The organism is Streptomyces sp. NPDC001868, from assembly GCF_040297125.1.
Classification (GTDB): Bacteria; Actinomycetota; Actinomycetes; order Streptomycetales; family Streptomycetaceae; genus Streptomyces.
The window spans coordinates 21,267-41,808 of sequence record NZ_JBEOYO010000013.1; the positions used below are offsets into that span (position 1 = coordinate 21,267).

General features: G+C 70.4%; 19 protein-coding genes and 1 tRNA gene. 12 read left to right on the forward strand and 8 right to left on the reverse strand.

Translation table 11 applies throughout. The features are described from left to right. Positions 1–160: 160 nt before the first annotated feature. Entirely contained in the window at positions 161–1,297 is a 1,137-nt protein-coding gene (locus ABT147_RS17455) for an ABC transporter ATP-binding protein (RefSeq protein ID WP_351406793.1), read from the reverse strand. A 233-nt stretch (positions 1,298–1,530) separates the two neighbouring features. Between ABT147_RS17455 and ABT147_RS17460 the strand changes: the two genes are divergently transcribed. Continuing rightward, positions 1,531–1,604 (forward strand) — tRNA-Thr (locus tag ABT147_RS17460). A 58-nt stretch (positions 1,605–1,662) separates the two neighbouring features. On the opposite strand, the gene ABT147_RS17465 is transcribed toward ABT147_RS17460, so the two are convergent. Next, positions 1,663–2,541: an aminoglycoside phosphotransferase family protein gene (locus tag ABT147_RS17465; protein ID WP_351406794.1), complete on the reverse strand. Its 879-nt coding sequence runs from the start codon at positions 2,539–2,541 to the stop codon at positions 1,663–1,665. A 117-nt stretch (positions 2,542–2,658) separates the two neighbouring features. On the opposite strand from ABT147_RS17465, the gene ABT147_RS17470 reads away from it, so the two are divergent. Then, positions 2,659–4,092 carry an NAD(P)/FAD-dependent oxidoreductase gene (locus ABT147_RS17470; protein WP_351406796.1) on the forward strand — a complete coding sequence of 478 codons (1,434 nt, stop codon included), beginning with the start codon at positions 2,659–2,661 and terminating at the stop codon, positions 4,090–4,092. An 80-nt stretch (positions 4,093–4,172) separates the two neighbouring features. Here the strand turns inward: ABT147_RS17470 and ABT147_RS17475 are convergent, their stop codons facing one another. The 3 genes from ABT147_RS17475 to ABT147_RS17485 all read right to left on the reverse strand — a co-directional run bounded on the left by ABT147_RS17475 (position 4,173) and on the right by ABT147_RS17485 (position 8,172). Next, positions 4,173–5,552, reverse strand: coding sequence for an MFS transporter (locus ABT147_RS17475; RefSeq protein WP_502983108.1), 1,380 nt, complete (start codon positions 5,550–5,552; stop codon positions 4,173–4,175). A 191-nt stretch (positions 5,553–5,743) separates the two neighbouring features. Next, positions 5,744–6,715, reverse strand: coding sequence for a zinc-binding dehydrogenase (locus ABT147_RS17480; protein ID WP_351406801.1), 972 nt, complete (start codon positions 6,713–6,715; stop codon positions 5,744–5,746). Between the two features lie 152 nt (positions 6,716–6,867). Beyond that, the gene (locus ABT147_RS17485) at positions 6,868–8,172 is read right to left on the reverse strand and encodes an FAD-dependent oxidoreductase (protein ID WP_351406803.1); all 1,305 of its coding nucleotides are present in this window, start codon (positions 8,170–8,172) and stop codon (positions 6,868–6,870) included. A gap of 159 nt (positions 8,173–8,331) precedes the next feature. Between ABT147_RS17485 and ABT147_RS17490 the strand changes: the two genes are divergently transcribed. Then, positions 8,332–9,000, forward strand: a complete 669-nt coding sequence (locus ABT147_RS17490; RefSeq protein WP_351406806.1) for a pentapeptide repeat-containing protein — start codon at positions 8,332–8,334, stop codon at positions 8,998–9,000. A gap of 460 nt (positions 9,001–9,460) precedes the next feature. Here ABT147_RS17490 and ABT147_RS17495 read toward each other — a convergent pair whose 3' ends face one another. Beyond that, complete coding sequence (locus ABT147_RS17495) at positions 9,461–9,961, reverse strand: hypothetical protein (protein ID WP_351406808.1); 501 nt, start codon at positions 9,959–9,961, stop codon at positions 9,461–9,463. A 7-nt stretch (positions 9,962–9,968) separates the two neighbouring features. Between ABT147_RS17495 and ABT147_RS17500 the strand changes: the two genes are divergently transcribed. The 7 genes from ABT147_RS17500 to ABT147_RS17530 all read left to right on the forward strand — a co-directional run bounded on the left by ABT147_RS17500 (position 9,969) and on the right by ABT147_RS17530 (position 17,235). Next, entirely contained in the window at positions 9,969–11,498 is a 1,530-nt protein-coding gene (locus ABT147_RS17500) for a M1 family metallopeptidase (protein WP_351406811.1), read from the forward strand. 277 nt (positions 11,499–11,775) lie between these two features. Next, a complete protein-coding gene (locus ABT147_RS17505) occupies positions 11,776–12,402 on the forward strand; it encodes a type 2 periplasmic-binding domain-containing protein (protein WP_351406813.1) in 627 nt (208 codons plus the stop codon). Next, positions 12,399–13,076, forward strand: coding sequence for a cupin domain-containing protein (locus ABT147_RS17510; protein WP_351406815.1), 678 nt, complete (start codon positions 12,399–12,401; stop codon positions 13,074–13,076). The genes ABT147_RS17505 and ABT147_RS17510 overlap by 4 nt, the downstream gene beginning before the upstream one ends. Before the next feature lie 29 nt (positions 13,077–13,105). Continuing rightward, entirely contained in the window at positions 13,106–13,867 is a 762-nt protein-coding gene (locus tag ABT147_RS17515; RefSeq protein WP_351406817.1) for an SDR family oxidoreductase, read from the forward strand. A 14-nt stretch (positions 13,868–13,881) separates the two neighbouring features. Next, on the forward strand, positions 13,882–14,631 hold the full coding sequence (locus ABT147_RS17520) for an SDR family NAD(P)-dependent oxidoreductase (protein ID WP_351406819.1): 750 nt from the start codon (positions 13,882–13,884) through the stop codon (positions 14,629–14,631). 83 nt (positions 14,632–14,714) lie between these two features. Continuing rightward, a complete protein-coding gene (locus ABT147_RS17525; protein ID WP_351406821.1) occupies positions 14,715–16,085 on the forward strand; it encodes an MFS transporter in 1,371 nt (456 codons plus the stop codon). Continuing rightward, positions 16,075–17,235 carry an aminotransferase class I/II-fold pyridoxal phosphate-dependent enzyme gene (locus tag ABT147_RS17530; RefSeq protein WP_351406823.1) on the forward strand — a complete coding sequence of 387 codons (1,161 nt, stop codon included), beginning with the start codon at positions 16,075–16,077 and terminating at the stop codon, positions 17,233–17,235. The genes ABT147_RS17525 and ABT147_RS17530 overlap by 11 nt, the downstream gene beginning before the upstream one ends. Positions 17,236–17,274: 39 nt before the next feature. Here the strand turns inward: ABT147_RS17530 and ABT147_RS17535 are convergent, their stop codons facing one another. Beyond that, on the reverse strand, positions 17,275–18,369 hold the full coding sequence (locus ABT147_RS17535) for a bifunctional GNAT family N-acetyltransferase/NUDIX hydrolase (protein ID WP_351406825.1): 1,095 nt from the start codon (positions 18,367–18,369) through the stop codon (positions 17,275–17,277). 64 nt (positions 18,370–18,433) lie between these two features. On the opposite strand from ABT147_RS17535, the gene ABT147_RS17540 reads away from it, so the two are divergent. Then, positions 18,434–19,102, forward strand: coding sequence for a hypothetical protein (locus tag ABT147_RS17540; RefSeq protein WP_351406827.1), 669 nt, complete (start codon positions 18,434–18,436; stop codon positions 19,100–19,102). 192 nt (positions 19,103–19,294) lie between these two features. Here ABT147_RS17540 and ABT147_RS17545 read toward each other — a convergent pair whose 3' ends face one another. Then, positions 19,295–19,870 (reverse strand): TerD family protein, encoded by a 576-nt coding sequence (locus ABT147_RS17545; RefSeq protein ID WP_086762889.1) that lies wholly within the window; start codon positions 19,868–19,870, stop codon positions 19,295–19,297. A gap of 205 nt (positions 19,871–20,075) precedes the next feature. Between ABT147_RS17545 and arfB the strand changes: the two genes are divergently transcribed. Next, positions 20,076–20,504, forward strand: coding sequence for an alternative ribosome rescue aminoacyl-tRNA hydrolase ArfB (arfB, locus tag ABT147_RS17550; RefSeq protein WP_351406829.1), 429 nt, complete (start codon positions 20,076–20,078; stop codon positions 20,502–20,504). Positions 20,505–20,542: the final 38 nt, after the last annotated feature.

Below are 20,542 nucleotides of genomic sequence, written 5' to 3' on the forward strand. Positions count from 1 at the left end.
GGCAGGTTGACGCACACTGGTCGAAATGAACCTGTTTGCCGGGGTAGTTGGGGGCAAGGAAAAAGGCCCCGCGGATGTTTGCGGGGCCTTCTTCGTCAACCTGGGTGATTTATCCCGGGCTGGTGGTTTCGCGAACGGTCACGGACGCGCCGTGTCCGGTTCAGTCGGAGAGACGCTCGCCCGTGGAGGTCGAGAACACGTGGTTCTCGCCCGGACGCGGCACGACGTGCAGCGTCGCGCCCTTCTCCGGGACCTGACGGCCGTTGACGCGGACCACGAGGTCCTTGGTCTCGCCGCCGACCTCGGCGGTGCCGTAGACGTAACCGTCGGCGCCGAGCTCCTCGACGACGTTGACGGTGACGGCGAGGCCGGCCGGGGCGTCGTCGGTGTCCTTCGACAGGGCGGAGGCGACGCTGCCGTCGTGCTCGACGATGTCGAAGTGCTCGGGGCGGACACCGACGGTGACGGTGGTGTCACCCTTGTCGGAGGCGGCCTTCAGGGCCTCACGGTTGACCGGGACGACGCTGTTGCCGAACTTCACACCGCCGTCGGTGATCGGGACCTCGACCAGGTTCATGGCCGGGGAGCCGATGAAGCCGGCGACGAAGAGGTTGGCCGGGCGGTCGTACATGTTGCGCGGGGTGTCGACCTGCTGGAGCAGACCGTCCTTCAGCACGGCGACGCGGTCGCCCATCGTCATGGCCTCGACCTGGTCGTGGGTGACGTAGACGGTGGTGATGCCGAGGCGGCGCTGGAGCGACGCGATCTGCGTACGGGTCGAGACACGGAGCTTGGCGTCGAGGTTCGACAGCGGCTCGTCCATGAGGAAGACCTGCGGCTCACGCACGATGGCGCGACCCATGGCGACACGCTGGCGCTGACCACCGGAGAGGGCCTTCGGCTTGCGGTCCAGGTACTCGGTGAGGTCGAGGATCTTCGCGGCCTCCTCGACCTTCTGCCGGATCTCCGCCTTGTTGACGCCGGCGATCTTGAGCGCGAAGCCCATGTTGTCGGCGACCGACATGTGCGGGTACAGCGCGTAGTTCTGGAACACCATGGCGATGTCCCGGTCCTTCGGCGGCAGGTGCGTGACGTCGCGGTCACCGATGCGGATGGCGCCGCCGTTGACGTCCTCGAGCCCCGCGAGCATGCGGAGCGAGGTGGACTTGCCGCAACCGGACGGGCCGACCAGGACGAGGAACTCGCCGTCCTCGATCTCGATGTCGAGACCGTCGACGGCGGGCTTCGTGGAACCCGGGTAGATCCGGGTCGCCTTGTCGAACGTAACTGTGGCCATGGGTCGTAGGCCCCCTTCACCGGCAGGAACGTGCCGGACGATCCGTTGTAAAGGTGGTGATCCACCAGGGCTGCGCCGAGGTGGTGTAGTCCACGGGAGTGGATTGGGTCAGGACGGTACCTCCCGTTCACCTGGTCTGTCAGTACCTGGGCCGCTGTGAACTTCGCGGAAATTTTCGACGAGCAGGCCCTGTGACGTGGGTACACTGCACGGGCGCCCCCGCGAGGGGCCATGCCTCCTTAGCTCAGCTGGCCAGAGCAACGCACTTGTAATGCGTAGGTCGTCGGTTCGAATCCGACAGGGGGCTCCGGGATCCCGGGTCGTGATGGCGGCCCGGGATTTTTTGTTGGTGGGGGTGGGGTGGGTCAGCGGAGTCGGTGGCCGAGTTCCAGGTCTTTCGGGTCGAGGGTGCGGCCCTCTTCGATTTCCCAGATGGCGTTCTGGAGGAGGCGGGCGAGGGTCCAGGATCGGGCCCGGTCGCGGTTGAGGGCCAGGACGTCGGTCATCGCGTCGAAGCGCCAGGGGATGTCGGCCGGGTCGAAGCGGTTGTTGAGGGCGGGCCAGAGTTCGAAGGCGGGGTCGCCGGCCAGGGGTTTGGGGTCGATGGCGAGCCAGGGGGCGCGGTCGGCGGCGAGGACGTTGTCGAAGTGCAGGTCCCAGTGGAGGAGGCGGTCGCCGGGGTCCGGCATGACCTCGCGGAGCGCCGCCGCGCAGTCCTCGATCAGGCGGCGGTCGGCGGGGTCCGGGATGCGGGCCAGTACGGGGGGCGTGCGGTCCAGCATGTTCGTGGCGATGTCGGACAGGCGGCGCAGGTTCGGCGGGGCGGGTGTGGCGGTCAGGTGGGCCAGCAGGCGGGCGATGACCAGGACGGCTTCGCGGGTGTCCGGCTCGTGGGACAGCATGCGGGCCGGGTCGAGGCGTTCGAGCAGCATCGTGCCCGTGTCGGGGTCGTGGCGCAGGAGTCGTACGGCGCCGTCGCCGTCCCAGAGGCGCAGGGCGACCGGCTCGCCCTCGCTCTCGGCGTCCAGGATCTGGAGTTTGAGGACCGCCGGGGTGTCGTCGGTCGTCCGGATCACGGGGAGGACCAGGGCGCACATGCCGTGCATGGGGTGGCCGTCGAGGCGTAGGTCCCAGCGGGCCAGGAAGTCGGCGGTCAGGCGCGGGAGGTCCGCGACGAACTTCCGGCCCGCCTCTCCGTTGATCTCTGTCTGAGTCTCGGCCAGTTCCTCCGGAACATCGATCATGCGGGCGACCCTACGCGCGGCCTGTCCCGGATTCCTTTGGATTTCCGGGTCGGGGGCGGTCGTACGCTGCGGAATCCGTAGGAGACAGGGCCCGCCGACAGGGGTTAGCGTCCGGCCATGAGCAGCTCGCAGCGCACCTCGCAGGCCCCCTCGGACGCGGTCGCCGGTGCCGTCAACGGTGGGATCTCCTTCTGGTACGCGCAGGCCGGGATTCCGGTTCCCAGGGAGCCGTTGTCGGGGGACGTGTCCGTCGACGTGGTGATCGTGGGGGGTGGGTACACCGGGTTGTGGACCGCGTACTACCTCAAGAAGGCCGACCCCGGGCTGCGGGTCGTCGTTCTGGAGCAGAAGTTCTGTGGGTACGGGGCTTCGGGGCGTAATGGTGGGTGGCTCTACAACGGGGTCGCGGGGCGGGACCGGTATGCGCGGCTGCACGGGCGGGAGGCCGCCGTGCGGTTGCAGCGGGCCATGAACGAGACCGTCGACGAGGTCGTGAGGGTGGCGGGGGAGGAGGGGGTCGAGGCGGATGTTCATCGGGGTGGGGTGCTCGAAGTCGCTTATACCCCGGCGCAGTTGGGGCGGCTCAAGGCCTTTCATGAGCATGAGGTGGCCTACGGGGAGGACGACCGCGAGCTGTACGGGGCCCGGGAGACGGCCGAGCGGATCAGGGTCGCGGACGCGGTGGGGTCGACGTGGACGCCGCACGGGGCGCGGCTGAATCCGGTGAAGCTGGTGACGGGCCTTGCGGACGTCGTGGAGGGGCTGGGGGTCGTCGTGCATGAGCTGACGCCGGTCACCGAGATCCGGCCGGGGCGCGCGGTCACGCCGTACGGGACCGTCCGGGCGCCCCATGTGCTGCGCTGCACGGAGGGCTTCACGGCGAACCTCAAGGGGCAGCGGCGGACCTGGCTGCCGATGAACTCGTCGATGATCGCCACCGAGCCGCTGACCGCCGGGCAGTGGGCGACGATCGGCTGGGAGGGCCGTGAGGCGCTCGGCGACATGGCGCACGCGTACATGTACGCCCAGCGCACCGCCGACGACCGGATCGCGATCGGTGGCCGCGGGGTGCCGTACCGCTTCGGGTCGCGGACGGACAACGACGGGCGTACGCAGACGGCGACGATCGAGGCGTTGTACGGGATCCTCGTGCGGTTCTTTCCCTCGTTGACGGGGGTGAAGGTCGACCATGCCTGGTCCGGTGTGCTCGGGGTTCCCCGGGACTGGTGTGCCACGGTCACCCTCGACCGGGCTACGGGGCTGGGGTGGGCCGGTGGTTACGTCGGCTCCGGAGTCGCCACCACCAATCTCGCCGCCCGTACGCTCCGTGATCTGGTCCTGCGGGACTCCGGGCAGGGCGGGGCGACCGAGCTGACCTCGCTGCCGTGGGTGAACCACCGGGTGCGCAAGTGGGAGCCGGAGCCGTTGCGTTGGGTGGGGGTGCAGGGGATGTACGCGACGTATCGCACCGCCGACCGGCGGGAGGCCGCCTCGAACAGCGCCGGGTCGTCGCGGTTGGCGCGGCTGGCGGATCGGGTGGCGGGGCGGTAGCGACGACGGTGACATGAGTGGTGGCCCCCGCCCGGTCCGGGCGGGGGCCACCGGCTTGTGGGCGGCTTGTGGGCTCGGGGTCAGGTGGTGGTGTGTTTCGGGGCCTTCGCCGTGATCATCGTCGCGGCGACGGTGGCCGCGAGGAGGAGGACGCCGGCGGCCCACCAGAGGGCGACGGTGTAGCCGTGGACGACGCTCTCGCGGACGGCGGTGGGGCCGTGGGCCGCGAGGTAGGCCGTGCCGGTGGTGGTGGCGATGGTGTTCAGCAGGGCCGTGCCGAGGGAACCGCCGACCTGCTGGGCGGTGTTGACGGTGGCGGAGGTGACGCCCGCGTCGTGCGGGGCGACCCCGGCGGTGGCGGTGGAGAAGACCGGCATGAAGGTCATGCCCATCCCGAGGCCCATCAGGATCAGGGCCGGGAGGATGCCGGTGGTGTACGAGGAGTCGACTGTGAGCCGGGTCAGGATCAGCATGCCGGTCGCGGCCAGCAGCGTTCCCGGGACCATCAGCCGCCGGGGTGGCACGCGCTGCATCAGGCGGGCGGCGATCTGGGTCGAGCCGGTGATGATCGCGGCGGTGAGGGGGAGGAAGGCGAGGCCCGTCCGGACGGGTGAGTAGGCGAGGACGACCTGGAGGTAGTAGGTCATGAACAGGAACATGCCGAACATGCCGACGGTCGCCAGGGAGATCGTCAGGATGCAGCCCGCCCGGTCGCGGTCCTTGACGATGCGGAGCGGGAGCAGGGGGTGCGGGGCCCTTTGCTGCCACAGGACGAAGCCGGTGAGCAGGGCGGTGCCCGCCGCGAGGAGGGCCAGGACCCCGGTGTCCGTCCAGCCGCGCGGCTCGGCCTCGGCGAAGCCGTAGACGAGGGCGACGAGGCCGGCGGAGCCGAGGAGGACGCCGGGGATGTCGAGGCGGGCGCCGGTGCGGTGGGGGCGGTCGTGGCGCAGGACGGTCGCGCCGACGAGGGCGACGACGGCGATGGGGACGTTGACGTACAGGCACCAGCGCCAGTCCAGGTACTCGGTGAGCAGTCCGCCCGAGATCAGGCCGATCGCCGAACCGCCGCCCGCGATGGCCCCGTAGATGCCGAACGCCTTTCCGCGTTCCGCCGGGTCCGCGAAGGTGGTGGTGAGGAGGCTGAGGGCCGAGGGGGCGAGGACGGCGGCGAAGACGCCCTGGAGGGCGCGGGCCGCGAACAGCGTCCCGGACGTGCCGGCCGCGCCGCCGAGCGCGGAGGCCGCGGCGAAGCCGGCCAGCCCGATGACGAAGGCGCGCTTGCGGCCGACCAGATCCGAGATCCGGCCGCCCAGGAGCAGCAGTCCGCCGAACGCCAGCGTGTAGGAGGTGATCACCCATTGCCGGCTGCCGTCCGACATGCCCAGGTCCCGCTGCGCGGACGGCAGCGCGATGTTCACGATCGTCGCGTCCAGGATCACCATCAGCTGGGCGAGCGCGATGACGACGAGGGCCCACCAGCGGCGGGGGTCGGGGGCGGGATGCGTGTCCGTCGCGGGGGCGGGGGCGGGAGCGGGGGTTGTGCGGGTGTCCGTCGGGGGCGCGGACCCGGTCCCGGGCGCGGGCGTGGGCTGGGGCTCGGCCCCGGTCCCGGGCTCGGGTGAGTCCCGGCCGGGGCGCCTCGTGGGTGTGGTCACGGCTCCAGCACCACCTTTCCGGTGGTGCCCCGGTTCTCCAGGGCTCGGTGGGCGGCGGCCGCCTCGGCGAGGGGGAAGCGGTGGACGGCGGGGGTGAGGCGGCCGGCGCCGGCTTCGGAGAGGGCGCGGAGTTCGAGGGTGCGGATGGGGTCGGGGCCGCCCGCGCGGCGGCGCATCTCCTCGCCTAGGACCGTCTCGGTGACGCCCTCGACGACGTAGGGGCCGCCGTCCTTGATGCCGTCCGCCGACCAGCCGAAGACGAGGTGCCTGCCGCCGGGGGCGAGGAGGGCGACGGACTCCCGTGCCGCCGCCCCGCCGACCCCGTCGAAGACGATCGTGGCCTTCCCCCGGTACGCCGCGACCTTCTCCGGCCACGCCGGGTCCGTGTAGTCGACGGCGAGGTCGGCGCCGTTCGCCGCCACCCGGGCCGTCTTCTCGGGGCCGCCGGCGAGGCCGACGACCGTGGCGCCCGCGTTCTTGGCGTACTGCACGAGGAGCGTGCCGAGGCCGCCGGCCGCGGCCGGGATCACGACCACGTCGTCCGGGCCGGGTTCGGCGAAGAGCAGGATGCCCATCGCCGTACGGCCCGTGCCGATCATCGCGACGGCCTCGGCGAAGTCGAGGTTCTCCGGGATCTCGTGCAGCCGTTCGACCTCGGTGACGGCCAGTTCGGCGTAGCCGCCGGGGACGAAGCCGAGGTGGGCGGTGACCCGCTTGCCGAGCCAGAGCTCCGGGACGCCCTCCCCGAGCGTCTCGACGACTCCGGCGACCTCGCGGCCGGGGATCGTGGGCAGTTCCGGTGTCGGTCCGGGGCCTGGGACGCCCTCGCGGAGGGCCGCGTCCAGCAGGTGTACGCCGGCCGCGGCGACGGCGATACGCACCTGGCCCGGGCCGGGTTCGGGGTCCGTGACCTTCTCGTACGTCAGGTTCTCCGCCGGGCCGAAGGTGTGCAGACGGATGGCGTGCATGGAGGGGCTCCCTTGGACGGTCTCACGTTGCGTGGGGCGTGCCGTCAGGCGCGCGGTCAGGCATGTGCCCTGGCGTGCGCTCGGGCGCGCGTTCAGGCGTGTGTCCTGGCGTGTGTTCGCCTGGTTTCGCTTGGTGAGACCAGCCTCTGACCTCAAGCATGCTTGAGGTCAAGGGTGTTCTTCGACGTCCTTCCCAGCGCCAGCGAGACGGCCGCGAGGGCGCTGTTGAACGACACCTCCGAGAGCACGCCGGGCGCCGCGACCTGGTCGCCCGCGAGGTACACGCCGTCGCCCCGGTCCACGGCCGGGCGGTCGCGCCAGCTGGTGCCGGGCGGATCGACCGCGCCCGTACGGCCGTTCGCGGTCGCCTCGCGCCGCCAGGTGGTCCGGTCCCGCCACCCGGGGAAGGCCAGGTCGAGGAGGTGCTCGGCGCGGGCGACACCGTCCGCGCGGGACTCGTGCGGACCGATCGGGAACTGCCCCTGGAGCAACTGCTCGCCCGCCGGGGCGAGTGTGCGGTCCTGCGCGGTGAAGCGCTCGATCCAGCCGGGCGCGTCCAGGTCGGAGACCGCGAACGGGTCGCCGCGGCGGGTGCGTAGGGCGAGGTCGAGGAGTGCGGTGCGGCCGCTCGGCCAGGTCAGGGAGTCGTCCTTGAGGAGGCGGCGGGCGGCGTCGAGGGAGGTGGCGATGATGATCGGGCCGGTGCCGGTGCGCTTGCCGGTGGTGGGGGTGGTGATGCCGCTGGTGAGGGTGTCGAGGCTGTCGACGCGGCTCAGGGTCTCCATGCGGACGCCGAGGTTCCAGGCGCGGGCCGCCATCCGGTCGATGACGCTCGCCCAGCCGCCGCGCGGGTAGCGCGCCTCCGGGGGCAACTTCGTGGCCCGGCGCAGCCGTTCCTGCACGAACGCGGCGGACAGGGAGCCCGGGTCGTGGTGGAACAGCGCCACCGCCGCGTAGTTGGCGGCGGCGCGGGCGGCCTCCTCGCCGGCCTGGCCGGTCGCCCAGGTGAGGAAGTCGACGTCGACGGGCGCGGGTCGGCCCGTACGGCGTGGGCGCAGGAGCTTGAGCATCGCGAACGGTGGGGTTCGGCGCAGGGTGCCCCTGTGGTGCAGGCGCAGGCGGGTGGCGTCCAGGGGTGGGAGGGGGGCGAGTGGTCCGATCAGGTTCCGCTGTCCGAGCCAGGTCCAGTGCGGGCCGTCGCTGTACAGGGCGTGCGGGCCCTCGTTCGTCCGGTACGGGCCCTCGGCGGTGCGTGCCCGGCCGCCGAGTGTGTGGTGCGCCTCGTAGACGGTGACCCGTGCGCCCGCCTCGGCGGCGGTGATCGCCGCGGTGAGGCCGGCGAAGCCGCCGCCTATGACGGTGAGGGGGGTTGGGGTGCGGGTGGGAGTGCGGGTGGCTTGGGTGGAGGTGGCCTGGGTGGGGGTGAGGGTGCGTGGTCCGGTGCGGGGGGTGTGCATGGCTGGGCTCCCTCGGGGTGGTGGCGGCCGGGTGGGTGGCTGTCCGCGTGTACGACAGGTCGAGGGCGCCGGAATGTGACATGGGGCTGTGGGGGAGGGGGTGGGGGTGTGTTTGCGCAGGTCGGGGGGATTGTCGGTGGTGGGGTGCACGATGGGGGCATGGCGAGGGCTAAGTCGGTGGTGAAGGCGGCGCGGCGGCCGGAGGTGCGGTTGCCGGTGCTGGAGGCGTTCGCGGGCGGGGGGCTGGAGCCCGACGGGGACTATGACGGGCTGGAGTTCCGGGAGGAGGACTTCGGCGGGCAGGACGGTGGGGGTGCGCGGTTCATGGACTGCGCGGTGACGGGGTGTGCGCTGGATGAGACCCGGTTGCGTCGGGCTCGGTTTCTGGACTCCGTGCTCACGGGGGTGCGGGGGGTGGGGACGGATCTGGGCGAGGCGACGTTGCGGGATGTGGAGCTGGTGGATGCGCGGCTGGGGGGTGTGCAGTTGCACGGGGCTGTGCTGGAGCGGGTGCTGGTGCGTGGGGGGAAGATCGATTACCTCAATCTGCGTGAGGCTCGGCTGAAGGATGTGGTCTTTGAGGACTGTGTGCTGGTTGAGCCGGATTTTGGGGGTGCGCGGTTGGAGCGGGTGGCGTTTGTGGGGTGTGCGTTGAAGGGGGCGGATCTGAGTGGGGTGAGGTTGGTGGATGTGGATCTGCGGGGGGCCGCGGCCGTGGAGATCTCGCGGGGGGTGGATCGGTTGTCGGGGGCGGTGATCAGTGCGGGGCAGTTGATGGAGTTGGCGCCTGTGTTGGCGGGGGAGATGGGGATTCGGGTGGAGGGGTGACCTTCGGTGGTTGGGGGTGCCTTTTCGCCCCCGCCGCCCCTACCCGTCCCATCCCCAGGGGCGCTGCCCCTTCGACCCCGTGGGGGGCTTGGGGTGGGTGGGTTGATTGGGGGTGGGGGGTGGTTTGGGTGCGTGGGTGGGTGCGGGTTCGGTGGGGCTTCTCGCGCAGTTCCCCGCGCCCCTGAAAAGCAGGGGCTGCGCCCACTGCTTTTCGGCCCGCCGGCCCACTGGCCCACTGGCCCACTGACCCACCGGCCCACCGGTCGCCTTCCGGCCCGCCCGTCGCCCGCCGGCCCGCTGGCCCGCCAACCCATCGGCCTGTCGGCTTCCAGGCTCGTGGTGCCGGTTGCCTTTCGGGCGTGCGGGCGCGTGGTCTTTCAGGCCCGCAGGGGCCTGAATCTTTAGGGGCGCGGGGAACTGCGCGGGAAGCCCCACCGGGGCCGCGGGTGTAGATGGTGGGTTACGGGGTTCTGGGGAAGCGGGACTGGAGGGTCCAGATTGCGGGGTTTTCGGCCAGGTCTTCATGCAGATCGCACAGGTCGGCGATCAGGTCGTGCAGGAAGTCGCGGGCCTCGCCGCGGAGTTCGGCGTGGGAGAAGGTCAGCGGGGGCTCCTCCGCCGGCATCCAGTCGGCCTCGACGTCCACCCATCCGAAGCGGCGCTCGAAGAGCATGCGGTCGGTGGACTCGGTGAAGTCGAGTTCCGCGTACTGGGGCCGGGAGGCACGGGACCCGGCGGGGTCCTGGTCGATCCGCTCCACGATGTCGCACAGCGCCCACGCGAAGTCCAGCACCGGCACCCATCCCCAGGCTGTGGACAGCTCCCGGTCCGCCTTCGTGTCGGCGAGGTACACGTCACCGCAGAACAGGTCGTGCCGCAGCGCGTACACGTCGGCACGGCGGTAGTCCGTCTGCGGCGGGTCGGGGAAGCGGTTGGAGAGGGCGTAGCCGATGTCGAGCACGTAGGCGATGGTGTCATGTCCTCATAGGATCCCCGACGTGTCCCGATCCGCACCGGTTGTCCCCGCCGCCGCCCTGCTCACCGCCGTCACCGTCACGCTGGCACTCACGCTCACCTCGTGCACCGGAGGCGGCGGCGCGGCCGACGGGACCCGGGGCTCCGCCGGTCTGCGGGACCCGTACTTCCCCAAGCTCGGCAACGGCGGCTACGACGTCACCCACTACACCCTCGCCCTCGATTTCGAACCCCCGGACGAACCCCCAGACGAATCCTCAGACGAATCCCCCTCCGGCGCCGACGGTCGGTTGCGTGGTGTCGCCGTCGTCACCGCTCGGGCCACTCGCGAGCTCGACTCCTTCAACCTCGACCTCAAAGGGATGGACGTCGAGTCGGTCGCCGTCGGGGGCGTGGCGGCGCGGTGGGAGCGGGCGGGGCAGGAGTTGAGCGTCACTCCCGAGGGCGGGCTCGGGGAGGGGGAGACGTTTCGTACGACCGTGCGGTACTCGGGGGTCCCGGAGACGATCACCGACCCGGACGGTTCCCGGGAGGGCTGGCTGCCGACCGCCGACGGTGTCCTCGCGCTCGGTGAACCCACGGGCTCGATGACCTGGTTCCCCGGCAACCACCACCCCTCCGACAAGGCGGCCTACGACATCAGGGTCACCGTCCCGGAGGGCCTGCGGGCCGTCTCCAACGGGGAGCTGGAGAGCGAGTCCACCGAGGACGGCCGTACGACGTACTCCTGGCACACCGCCGAGCCGATGGCGAGCTATGTGGCCACGCTCGCGATCGGCGCGTACGAGATCTCCCGCTCGACGGCGGGCGAGGGGGCGGGCCGGATTCCGGTGTACGTCGCCGTCGATCCCTCGCAGGTCAAGGGCAGCCGTGCGGTGCTCGGCCGGATTCCCGAGGTCGTCGGGTGGGCGGAGGGGTACTTCGGTCCGTACCCCTTCTCCTCCACCGGTGCGATCGTCGACCGGCCCGAGGACGTCGTGTACGCGCTGGAGACGCAGAACCGTCCGGTCTTTCCCGGTGCCCCCGGCATCTCGCTGCTGGTCCATGAACTGGCGCACCAGTGGTACGGCGACTCCGTGACCCCGAAGAGCTGGCGGGACATGTGGCTCAACGAGGGGTTCGCGACGTACGCCGAGTGGCTGTGGGAGGAGGACCACGGCGGTGACAGCGCCCAGGAGATCTTCGACGCGCTGTACGAGGGCGACTACTTCCCGGACGCCGAGTCGAACGAGGCCGTCTGGGACTTCCCGCCGGCGGAGCCGCCGGGCGCCGACCGGATCTCCGACAGTCCGGTGTACGAGCGCGGTGCCATGGTCCTGCACAGGATCCGTGAGGCCGTCGGCGACGACGCCTTCTTCGAGCTGATCCGGGGCTGGGCGACCGCGCACCGCCACGGCAACGCGGACACGGCCGACTTCACGGCGTACGCCGAGGAGTTCGCGGAGAAGGCGGCTCCGGGCGCGAACCTGACGAAGGTCTGGGACGACTGGCTGTACGGGGACGGAAAGCCTCCGCTGGCTTGATCCCACCGTCACGACAGTCCGTCGGCTTTCGCGTGCTCCGATTCCGCCGAGGTCAGGCGGGACCCCGGTGAGAACCGGGGGACTCTCGTCCGTTTCGGCACCGGTTATTCGTGGCGAAATTGATTCACTCCCGATACCTGAGGGCAGGCCGAAAATCGACGGCGCGATCGCTGGATTAACTTGTCGTTCCGTGAATGGAATCCGGTGGAAACACTCCTTCGTGAGGCTTACGCCTGCTCGCCTGTGCTGTCTCTGGGGGAAAGGTGACGTGGGAAGTATGGAGACGCTCCGCATCTCCGGTGACGAGAAACGGGCGCTGATCGCGCTCGTGGGGGACCGGTCGCAACATTCCGTGAGACTCGGCACATTGGGTCCCGAGGGGACCAGCAGTGAGTACGTGGCCCGGGTGATGGCGCGATTATTCGGTGACCGGGGACGCTTCGACATCGTTCTTGAGGAGACCTTCGAGCACTGCATGGACGCGCTCACCGAGGAGCGCATAGATCTCGCGCTGGTGCCTCACGCCTACGCCCGTATCAACGCCTTCTACATGAATCCGCTGCTGGAGCCGTCGATAGTTTTCCGTGGGAGTACGCCGGAATACGGGCTGGCCGCACGGTCCGACTTCGTCTTTCATGAGGAACTTCTCTTCACCGACACCGTGGTGACTCATCCGGCGCCCATTCCGCTACTGGAGTACTACTTCGACCGGCCCGTGAAGCTGGTCACGACGACCTCCACGAGCCAGGCGGCCGGCCAGGTGGCCGACGGTCTCTACAACATCGCCATCACCAATGAACAGGCGGCGAGACAGCACAATCTCAAGTTCGTCTACCGGTTCTCACCGATCCCCATGACGTGGACCGTCTTCTCGAAAAGAATCGAAAAGGAAGGACCGCGATGACCACGCACGTGTATGAGCGTCCCTATTTCCCGGACTCCGCCGTGGTGTTCCACGACAACGGCATCCGCATGGAGTCCTACCGGCGCGGCGACACGGAGGTGCTGGTGTCGTACATCCCGCCCGGTGCCGTCGTGGCGCCCCACTCCCACAAGGAGGCGCAGGTCGGGATGGTCGTCCGGGGCGAACTCTCCATGACGGTCGGTGGGGTGACCAGGCTGATGCGAGCCGAGAAGGACGTGTACATCGCTCCTTCCCATGTCGAGCACTCGGCGGTGAACCCCACCTCGGAGGAGACCGTCGCGCTCGACATCAAGCGCTACAAGCCGGGTGAGACGTACACCGCGCCGAGCGAGTACTTCCTCGGCCCGATCGAGTCGCGCAAGTTCGTCGGAATGGATGTCACGTTCTTTCTGGAGAACTGGATCGAGTTGATGATCGCCGACATTCCGGGCGGCGGTGAGATGCCGTACCACAAGCACTCCCACGAACAGATCGGCATCTGTCTGGAAGGGCGCTACGACATGACGGTGGAGGAGACGACCCACGAACTCGTCTTCGGCGCCACCTACTTCTGCGAGAGCCAGGAGGGCCATGGTGCCGCGAACCCCCACGCGAGTGTGGCGCGCTCCCTGAACATCTTCATCCCGCCCCGGTACCACCGGGTCCCCAAGTAGACGGCCGGCGGAGGAGAACGGTGGCGCGCGTGGCGATCGTGCTGGGGGCCGGCAGCGGTATCGGCCGGGCGACCGCGCTGCGGCTGCTGTCCGGGGCGTATACGACGGTCCTCAGCGCCCGCGGCCGGGACGCGCTGGAGAAGGTCGCGCGGGAATCCGGGTCCGAACGGAACACGTATGTCGTTCCGGGTGACATCACCTCGCCGGAATTCCGGGCCGAACTCGTCGACAAGGTGGAACGCCGATTCGGCCGGATCGATGTGCTGGTCAACAACGGGCCCGGGCCGGCGCCGGGCCCGTTCGACGAGGTACGGGTGACCGACGACGTGTGTGCCGCGATGCATCAGAAACTGGTGCCGTATCTGGATCTCATCAGATCCGTCGCTCCCCTGATGGCGAGGAACGAATTCGGCCGGATCATCAATGTCGTCGGAAACATCGGAAGGGAGCCCATGCCGGGCATGTTCCTCTCCGGTCTGGTCAACGCGGCCATGGCGAACGCCGGGAAATATCTGGCGAACCAGTACGCCGCGCACAACGTCACGGTGAACTGCGTGCACCCCGGGACCATCCGGACCCCGCGCTACGACCGGGCCGTCCACCACCTGAGCCGGGACGGCGGTGTCCCCGAGCCCGAGGTCGAGGACCGTCTCGTACGGGCGATCCCCATGAACCGGCCGGGGCAGGCCGACGAGGTCGCCGCCCTCATCGGATTCCTGGCGTCCGACGAGGCGTCCTACATCACCGGCCAGCAGATCTCGGCCGATGGCGGCCAGTTGAAGAGTGTGTGAGGAGGGACCGAGTCTTGTTCGAGGACAAAGTCGTCGTGGTCACCGGTGCCGCGTCGGGGATCGGGAAGCGGACGGCGGTCGAGTTCGCCCGGCAGGGCGCCACGGTCGTCGTGGCGGACGTCGACGGGACGAACGGACCCGAGGTCGTCGCCAAGCTGACGAGCGACGGGCACCGGGCGGTCTTCGTCCGGGCCGACCTGACCGCCGAGGCGGACTGCGAGCACCTCATGGCCGTCGCCGCGGAGCGGACCGGCCGGGTGGACGTCCTGGTCAACAACGTCGGCATCGAGATATCCACCCCGATCCACGAGATGTCGGTGCCCGAGTGGGACCGGCTGTTCGACACCAATCTGAAGAGCATGTTCCTGTGCTCCAAGCACGCGCTGCGCCCGATGATGGCGGCGGCTAGCGGGGCGATCGTGAACGTCTGCTCCGTCAGCGGGCTGGTGGCCTGGCCCGGTATCGCCGCCTACAACACCACCAAGGGCGGTGTGCTGATGCTGACGAAGTCCCTGGCCGTCGAGTACGCGCGGCACGGCATACGGGCCAACTGCGTCTGCCCCAGCATCATCGACACCCCCATGACGGACGCGTCCATCGGGCACGACGCCGCCGTCAAGGAGGCGAAGGCGAAGCTGAATCCGATCGGCCGCCTGGGCACGCCCGAGGACGTCGCGAACGCCATCCTCTTCCTCGCCTCCGACAGATCGTCCTTCATCACCGGCGCCGCGCTCACCGTGGACGGCGGATACACGGCCGTCTGAGCGGGCCGCGGGCGAGCGGACGGGCAATGGGCACAACAGAGCAAGTGAGCGACAGCGCACACGGGCAGGAAAGGTTGGCTGGAGTGGCGGAACGCTTGGACGGCGGACAGCGCTCGGCGGGGTTCCCCCTGCTGACGGTCCTCGCACTCATGGCGGGGATCTTCGCCGTCGGCTCGGAGGAGCTGGTGGTGTCCCCGCTGCTCCCGGACATGTCGGAGTCGTTCGACACATCGGTCGCCGTGATGGGGCTGTCGGTCAGCGTCTACGGCGTCTGTACGGCGGTCGGCGCCCTGATCTTCGCCCCGCTCGGGGACCGGGTGCCGCGGCGGGTCGGACTGGTGACCGGGATGACGGTGTTCGTCCTGGGCACTCTGCTGTGCGCGTCCGCCGGCTCGCTGGGGGTGTTCTTCGCGGGGCGGGCGCTGGCCGGTCTGGCGACGGGCGCCTTCGTACCGACCGCGTACGCCTTCGTCGGTGACCAGATCCCGTACCGCCACCGGGCCAGGGCCATGGGCATCGTCGTGTCGAGCTGGTCGCTCTCCCTCGTCCTGGGCGTGCCGATGGGGGACTTCGTCGGACAGCGGATCGGCTGGCGGTGGACCTTCGGGCTGCTCTCCGTGCTGGGCGTCCTCGTGATCGGCGTGCTGTTCCGGGCCGGTGGATCCGCCCGGCCCGTACCCGCCGGCCCGCCGGACGACGCCGTACGGACGCCGGACGACGGCGTGGGAACACCGGCGCGGCAGGGCGACGGCGGCTGGAGCCGCTCGGTCGTCCAGGCCTTCCGCGCGCCGAAGGTGCTGGTGTACGTCCTGGCGACGTTCCTCAACATGCTCGGCTTCTACGGCATGTACACGTACCTCGGCAGCGCGCTGCAGTACCGGTTCGGCGACGAGAGCTCCTCGACCTCTCTGATGATCCTGCTGTACGGACTCGGCTTCGCGACGAGTTTCGTCACCGGGAAGTGGGCCGACGACCTGGGCAAGGAGCGGGTCCTCGTCGGCCTCCTGGCCGGGCTGGTCCCGGCGCTGGCGGTGATCCCGCTGGTCGACCATCTCACCCCGCTGCTGGTGCTCTGCCTCTTCCTGTGGGGAGCGATGCAGAGCCTGGTCGTCACGCTCCTGAGCACCCTGCTCAGCGAGTGCTCGCCGAGCCACCGCGGCACGATCCTCGCCTTCTACACCCTCGCGACCAACCTCGCGGTGGCCCTGGGCGCCGCCCTGCTCGGACCGCTGTTCACCGAGTACGGCTTCTCCGCCGTCGGTTTCGTCTGCGCGGGCATCACACTCGCCGCCTGCGGCCTGGGCCAATGGGCACGGGGGCGTGACGCGGGAACCCCCGCCGAGGAGCAGCGGGCCGAGCCCCGGCCCGAGCCCCGGCCCGGGTCCGGGTCCGGGTCCGGGGCAGGGTCCGGGTCCGGGGCCCGGCGCGTGGAAGTGGCCGACCGTGAGGATTGAGTCCGCGCGCCGGCTCCGGGACCTGCCCAGGAACTCCTTCGCGACGACCGTGGCCCGGATCGACCGGCTCGTGCGGTCGGGCGAGGACGTCGTCAACCTCTGCCAGGGGAACCCCGACCTGCCCACCCCACCGCACATCGTCGAGTCGCTGCGCACGGAGGTCCTCGACCCCGCCACCCACCGGTACGGCTCCTTCTCCGGCCTCCTCGAACTCAAGGCCGCCATCGCCCGGTGGTACGCCACGCACCACCGGGTCGAGCTGGACCCGGAGACCGAGGTCGCGATCCTGTTCGGCGCCAAGGCCGGACTGGTGGAGCTGAGCCAGTGCTTCCTGGACCCGGGCGACGTGTGCCTGATGCCGGACCCCGCCTTCCCGGACTACTGGGCGGGCGTCGCCCTCGCCGGGGCGCGGATGCACCCCCTGCCGCTCCGCCGGGCGAACGGCTTCCTGCCCGACTACACGGCCCTCGACCGGACGACGCGCGAGCGGGCCCGGCTGATGTTCCTCAACTACCCGAACAACCCCGCCTCGGTGACGGCACCGCCGGAGTTCTACGCCGACACGGTCCGGTTCGCGGACCGGCACGGGGTGCTCGTGGCGTCCGACTTCGCCTACGGGGCGCTGAGTTTCGACGGCGAGGCCCCGGTGTCGTTCCTGCGGGCCGACGGGGCGAAGGAGGTGGGCGTCGAGTTCATCTCGCTGTCGAAGATCTACAACATGGCCGGCTGGCGGGTGGGCGCCGTCGTCGGCAACCGTGAGGTGGTCGCCGCGATCGACCTCCTCCAGGAGCACTACTTCGTCTCGCTGCCGCCCTTCATCCAGCGCGCGGCGATCACGGCCCTGACCGGTCCCCAGGACTGCGTCCACGAACTCTCGAAGACCTACGAACGCCGACGGGACGTCTTCGTGTCCGGCGTGCGGGACGCGGGCTGGGACATCGACGTCCCCAGGTCCGTCTTCGCCTGGCTGCCGACCCCCGCCGGCGAGCCCTCCGTCGCCTTCGCCGACGCGCTGCTCGGCCGGGCGAAGGTGGCGGTGTCGCCGGGCCGTTGGTTCGGGGAGCACGGCGAGGGTTACGTACGGGTGAGTCTGCTGGCCCCGGAGGAACGGCTCAGGGAAGCGGTCGCCAGGCTGGCCCGGTTCCGGTGATGTCGGCCGGTCGGTCAACGGGTGATGTCGGCCGGTCGGTCAACCGGTGATGTCGGCCGGTGACGGCGGAGGGCTCCCGTCCGCACTGTCGCCCGCCCCGAACTCCGCCAGCAGCCGGGGAAGTTCCGGCGGCCATACGGGCTCGGCCGCCGGGTCGGCGAGGTCCGCGGGGGTCCACCAGCGCCAGGTCAGGATGCCCTCCTCGGCGCGGGCGGTGGCGAGGAGGCCGCCGACCGGTTCGCGGCGGGGGCCCCGGGCGACGTAGATGTGGTCGATCTGGCGTACGGGGATGTCGGCGCGGGTGAAGTCGTGTTCCCAGGTGAGGAGGAAGGCGCCCGGCTCCACGTCCGTCCAGCCCGTCTCCTCGCGCAGCTCCCGCAGGGCCCCCTCGCGCGGTGTCTCGTCCGCCTCCAGACCGCCGCCGGGCAGGGCCCAGTGCGCGCCCACCTCGTCGTTGTCGTACTTGAACAGGAAGACTGCACCCTCGGGATCGAGTACGGCGACCCGTGCGGCCAGGCGCGTCCGGCGCAGCGTCTTGCGCAACACCGTGCAGGGGCGGCCCAATTGGCGGTCGCGTCGGCGCTCGACGACCTCGTAACCGAGGGACGTCCAGAACGCCAGGGCACCGGGGTTGTTGTCGAGTGCCGCCAGCCGTGCGGCGGTACGCCCGGCCCGCCGGAACCGTTCTTCGACGAGGGCCGCCAACCGCCGTCCGTACCCCCGCCGTTGAGCCGTGGCGTCGATGAGCAGCAGCCCGATCCACGGATCGGGGTCGGCCGGATCGGGATGGCGCGCGAGGGTGATGGCGATCCCGACGAGTCGGCCATGGCCGGGGTCACGGTCCCGGTCCCGGTCACCACGACCGCCACCACGATCGCTGCCGTCGCTGTCGCTGTCGCTGTCGCCGTCGCTGTCGTCGCTCTCGCGGGCGAGCAGGATCTCCACGTCCGGGTTGGCCAGTTCCACGGCGAGTGCCGCGGCCACCTGTTCGGGACGGATGTCGTTCGCGTCCGGGAAGTCACCGCTCAGGGCGTAGAAGTCGCGGTTGGAGGCGTGGAGGGCGGTGAGTTCGGCGAGGAGGGGGCCGGGGATGGTTCCGTCCTCGGCCGTGCGGAGGGGCTCTGACAGCAGCATGCCCCGCACGGTATCGATCAGGGGACCTAAAGTTCCTCGAATACGGCGGGAGTTGAGGAGGCGTGTGGAGCAGCGGGTGCGGGTGCACAGGGCGCGGCTGGGCGGTGACGAGTTCCGGGTGATCCGGCCGGCCCCGGCCCCGGCACGGCTGGCGTTGCGCGACGACGGGCACTGGCTGTCGATGTATGCCGACCGGGCCGGCGCGGAACAACTCGTCGCCCTGTGGGCGCTCGCCGCGCGGTCCGTCCGGTCGCTGGTCCATCTGCCGATCCGCGCCAACCCCGCTCCCGAAGGCGGCGTCGGCGAAGGCGAACCCGTGGCGCTGGACCTGGTCCTGGTCCACCACAGCCTGCGCTTCCCGACCGCCTCGTGGAAGGAACTGCGGTCACGGCTCGACGCCGGCCGGCCCCAGACGTCGGACACGCCGGACCACGACTTCTCGGACCGGGCCGCCGCCCATCACCCACGGCGGCAGTACCGGACGTACCGCGACCATCTCTCCTTCGACATCGTGGCGCACACGCTCTTCGTCGTCGGCAGCCCCACCGCGTTCCGTGAGTACGGCACCGTCCTGCGCGGCCTCGTCGACGAGGCCCCGTCGTTCCCGTACCGGTACCCGCACGCCGGGCACTTCTGTGTCGAGTTCGGCGCGGGGCCCTGGTCACGGGTGCGGAACTGGCGACGAGTTGTCTCCCCGCTGCACATCCAGTACTCCGCCGAGTGGCGCGTGTGAGACCGGGCGGGCCGGCCCATCGGGATCCGGATCGCCCGGGTGCGGATCGCCCGGGTGCGGATCGCCCGGATTCGGATCGCTTGGATCCGGGCCGCCATGAGCACGGCCGAAGGCCCCGTCGCGACGGTGGTGTCGCGGTGGGGCCTTCGGTGGTGTGGTGCGGTGCGGGGCGTCGGCCCCGGGGTCAGGACCTCAGACGCTGACGCCGAAGTCCTGGGCGATGCCGACGAGACCCGAGGCGTAGCCCTGGCCGACCGCGCGGAACTTCCACTCGGCGCCGTTGCGGTACAGCTCGCCGAAGACCATGGCCGTCTCGGTGGCGGCGTCCTCGGAGAGGTCGTAGCGGGCGATCTCGGCGCCGCCGGCCTGGTTGACGATGCGGATGTAGGCGTTGCGGACCTGGCCGAAGTTCTGCGAGCGGTTCTCGGCGTCGTAGATCGAGACCGGGAAGACGATCTTGTCGACGTCGGCGGGGAGACCCGCCAGGTTGACGTTGATCGCCTCGTCGTCGCCCGCGCCCTCACCCGTGCGGTTGTCGCCGGTGTGGACGATGGTCTGGTCCGGGGTCTGCTTGTTGTTGAAGAAGACGAAGTGGCCGTCCGAGTAGACCTTGCCCTGCGGGTTGACCGCGATCGCCGAGGCGTCGAGGTCGAAGTCCGTGCCGGTGGTGGTGCGGACGTCCCAGCCGAGGCCCACGGTGACGGCGGTCAGGCCCGGAGCCTCCTTGGTGAGCGAGACGTTGCCACCCTTGGACAGGCTTACAGCCATGGTTGGGAGTCCTTCCCTCGTTGCGTACGTGCCTTACGGGCTTCGTGCCGGGGACGAAGCTACCTGTACCCCTATGAACGTTTGGAGGGGCGCCAGAGGTTCCAGCGGTTTTTACTTTCTTTACTCGGGGCCGTCCTGGTCGAGTCCGGGCGGAGGCGGTGAAAAGGGCGTGACGTGGACCGGACATTCGCGCGACCATGGGGGCATGTCCGGTCCTCACGTCATCCGCGGCTCCGTCTCGCTTCCCGAGGCCGAGCTGATCTGGCGTTTCTCGCGGTCCTCCGGTCCCGGTGGGCAGCACGTCAACACCAGTGACTCGCAGGTCGAGCTGCGGTTCGATCTCGCGAACACCGAGGCGTTGCCCGAGGTGTGGAAGGCGCGGGCGCTGGAGCGGCTCGCTGGGCGGCTCGTCGACGGGGTCGTGAGTGTGCGGGCGTCCGAGCATCGTTCGCAGTGGCGTAATCGGGAGACCGCTGCTGTGCGGCTCGCGGCGTTGCTCGCGGAGGCTACCGCGCCGCCGCCGAAGCCTCGGCGGGCTACGCGGATTCCTCGGGGGATCAACGAGCGGCGGTTGCGGGAGAAGAAGCAGCGGTCCGATACGAAGCGGGGGCGGTCGGGGCGGGACTGGGGGTGAGGGGTGCGGTCGGCTTGGCGGCTCTTTTCTCGCCCCCG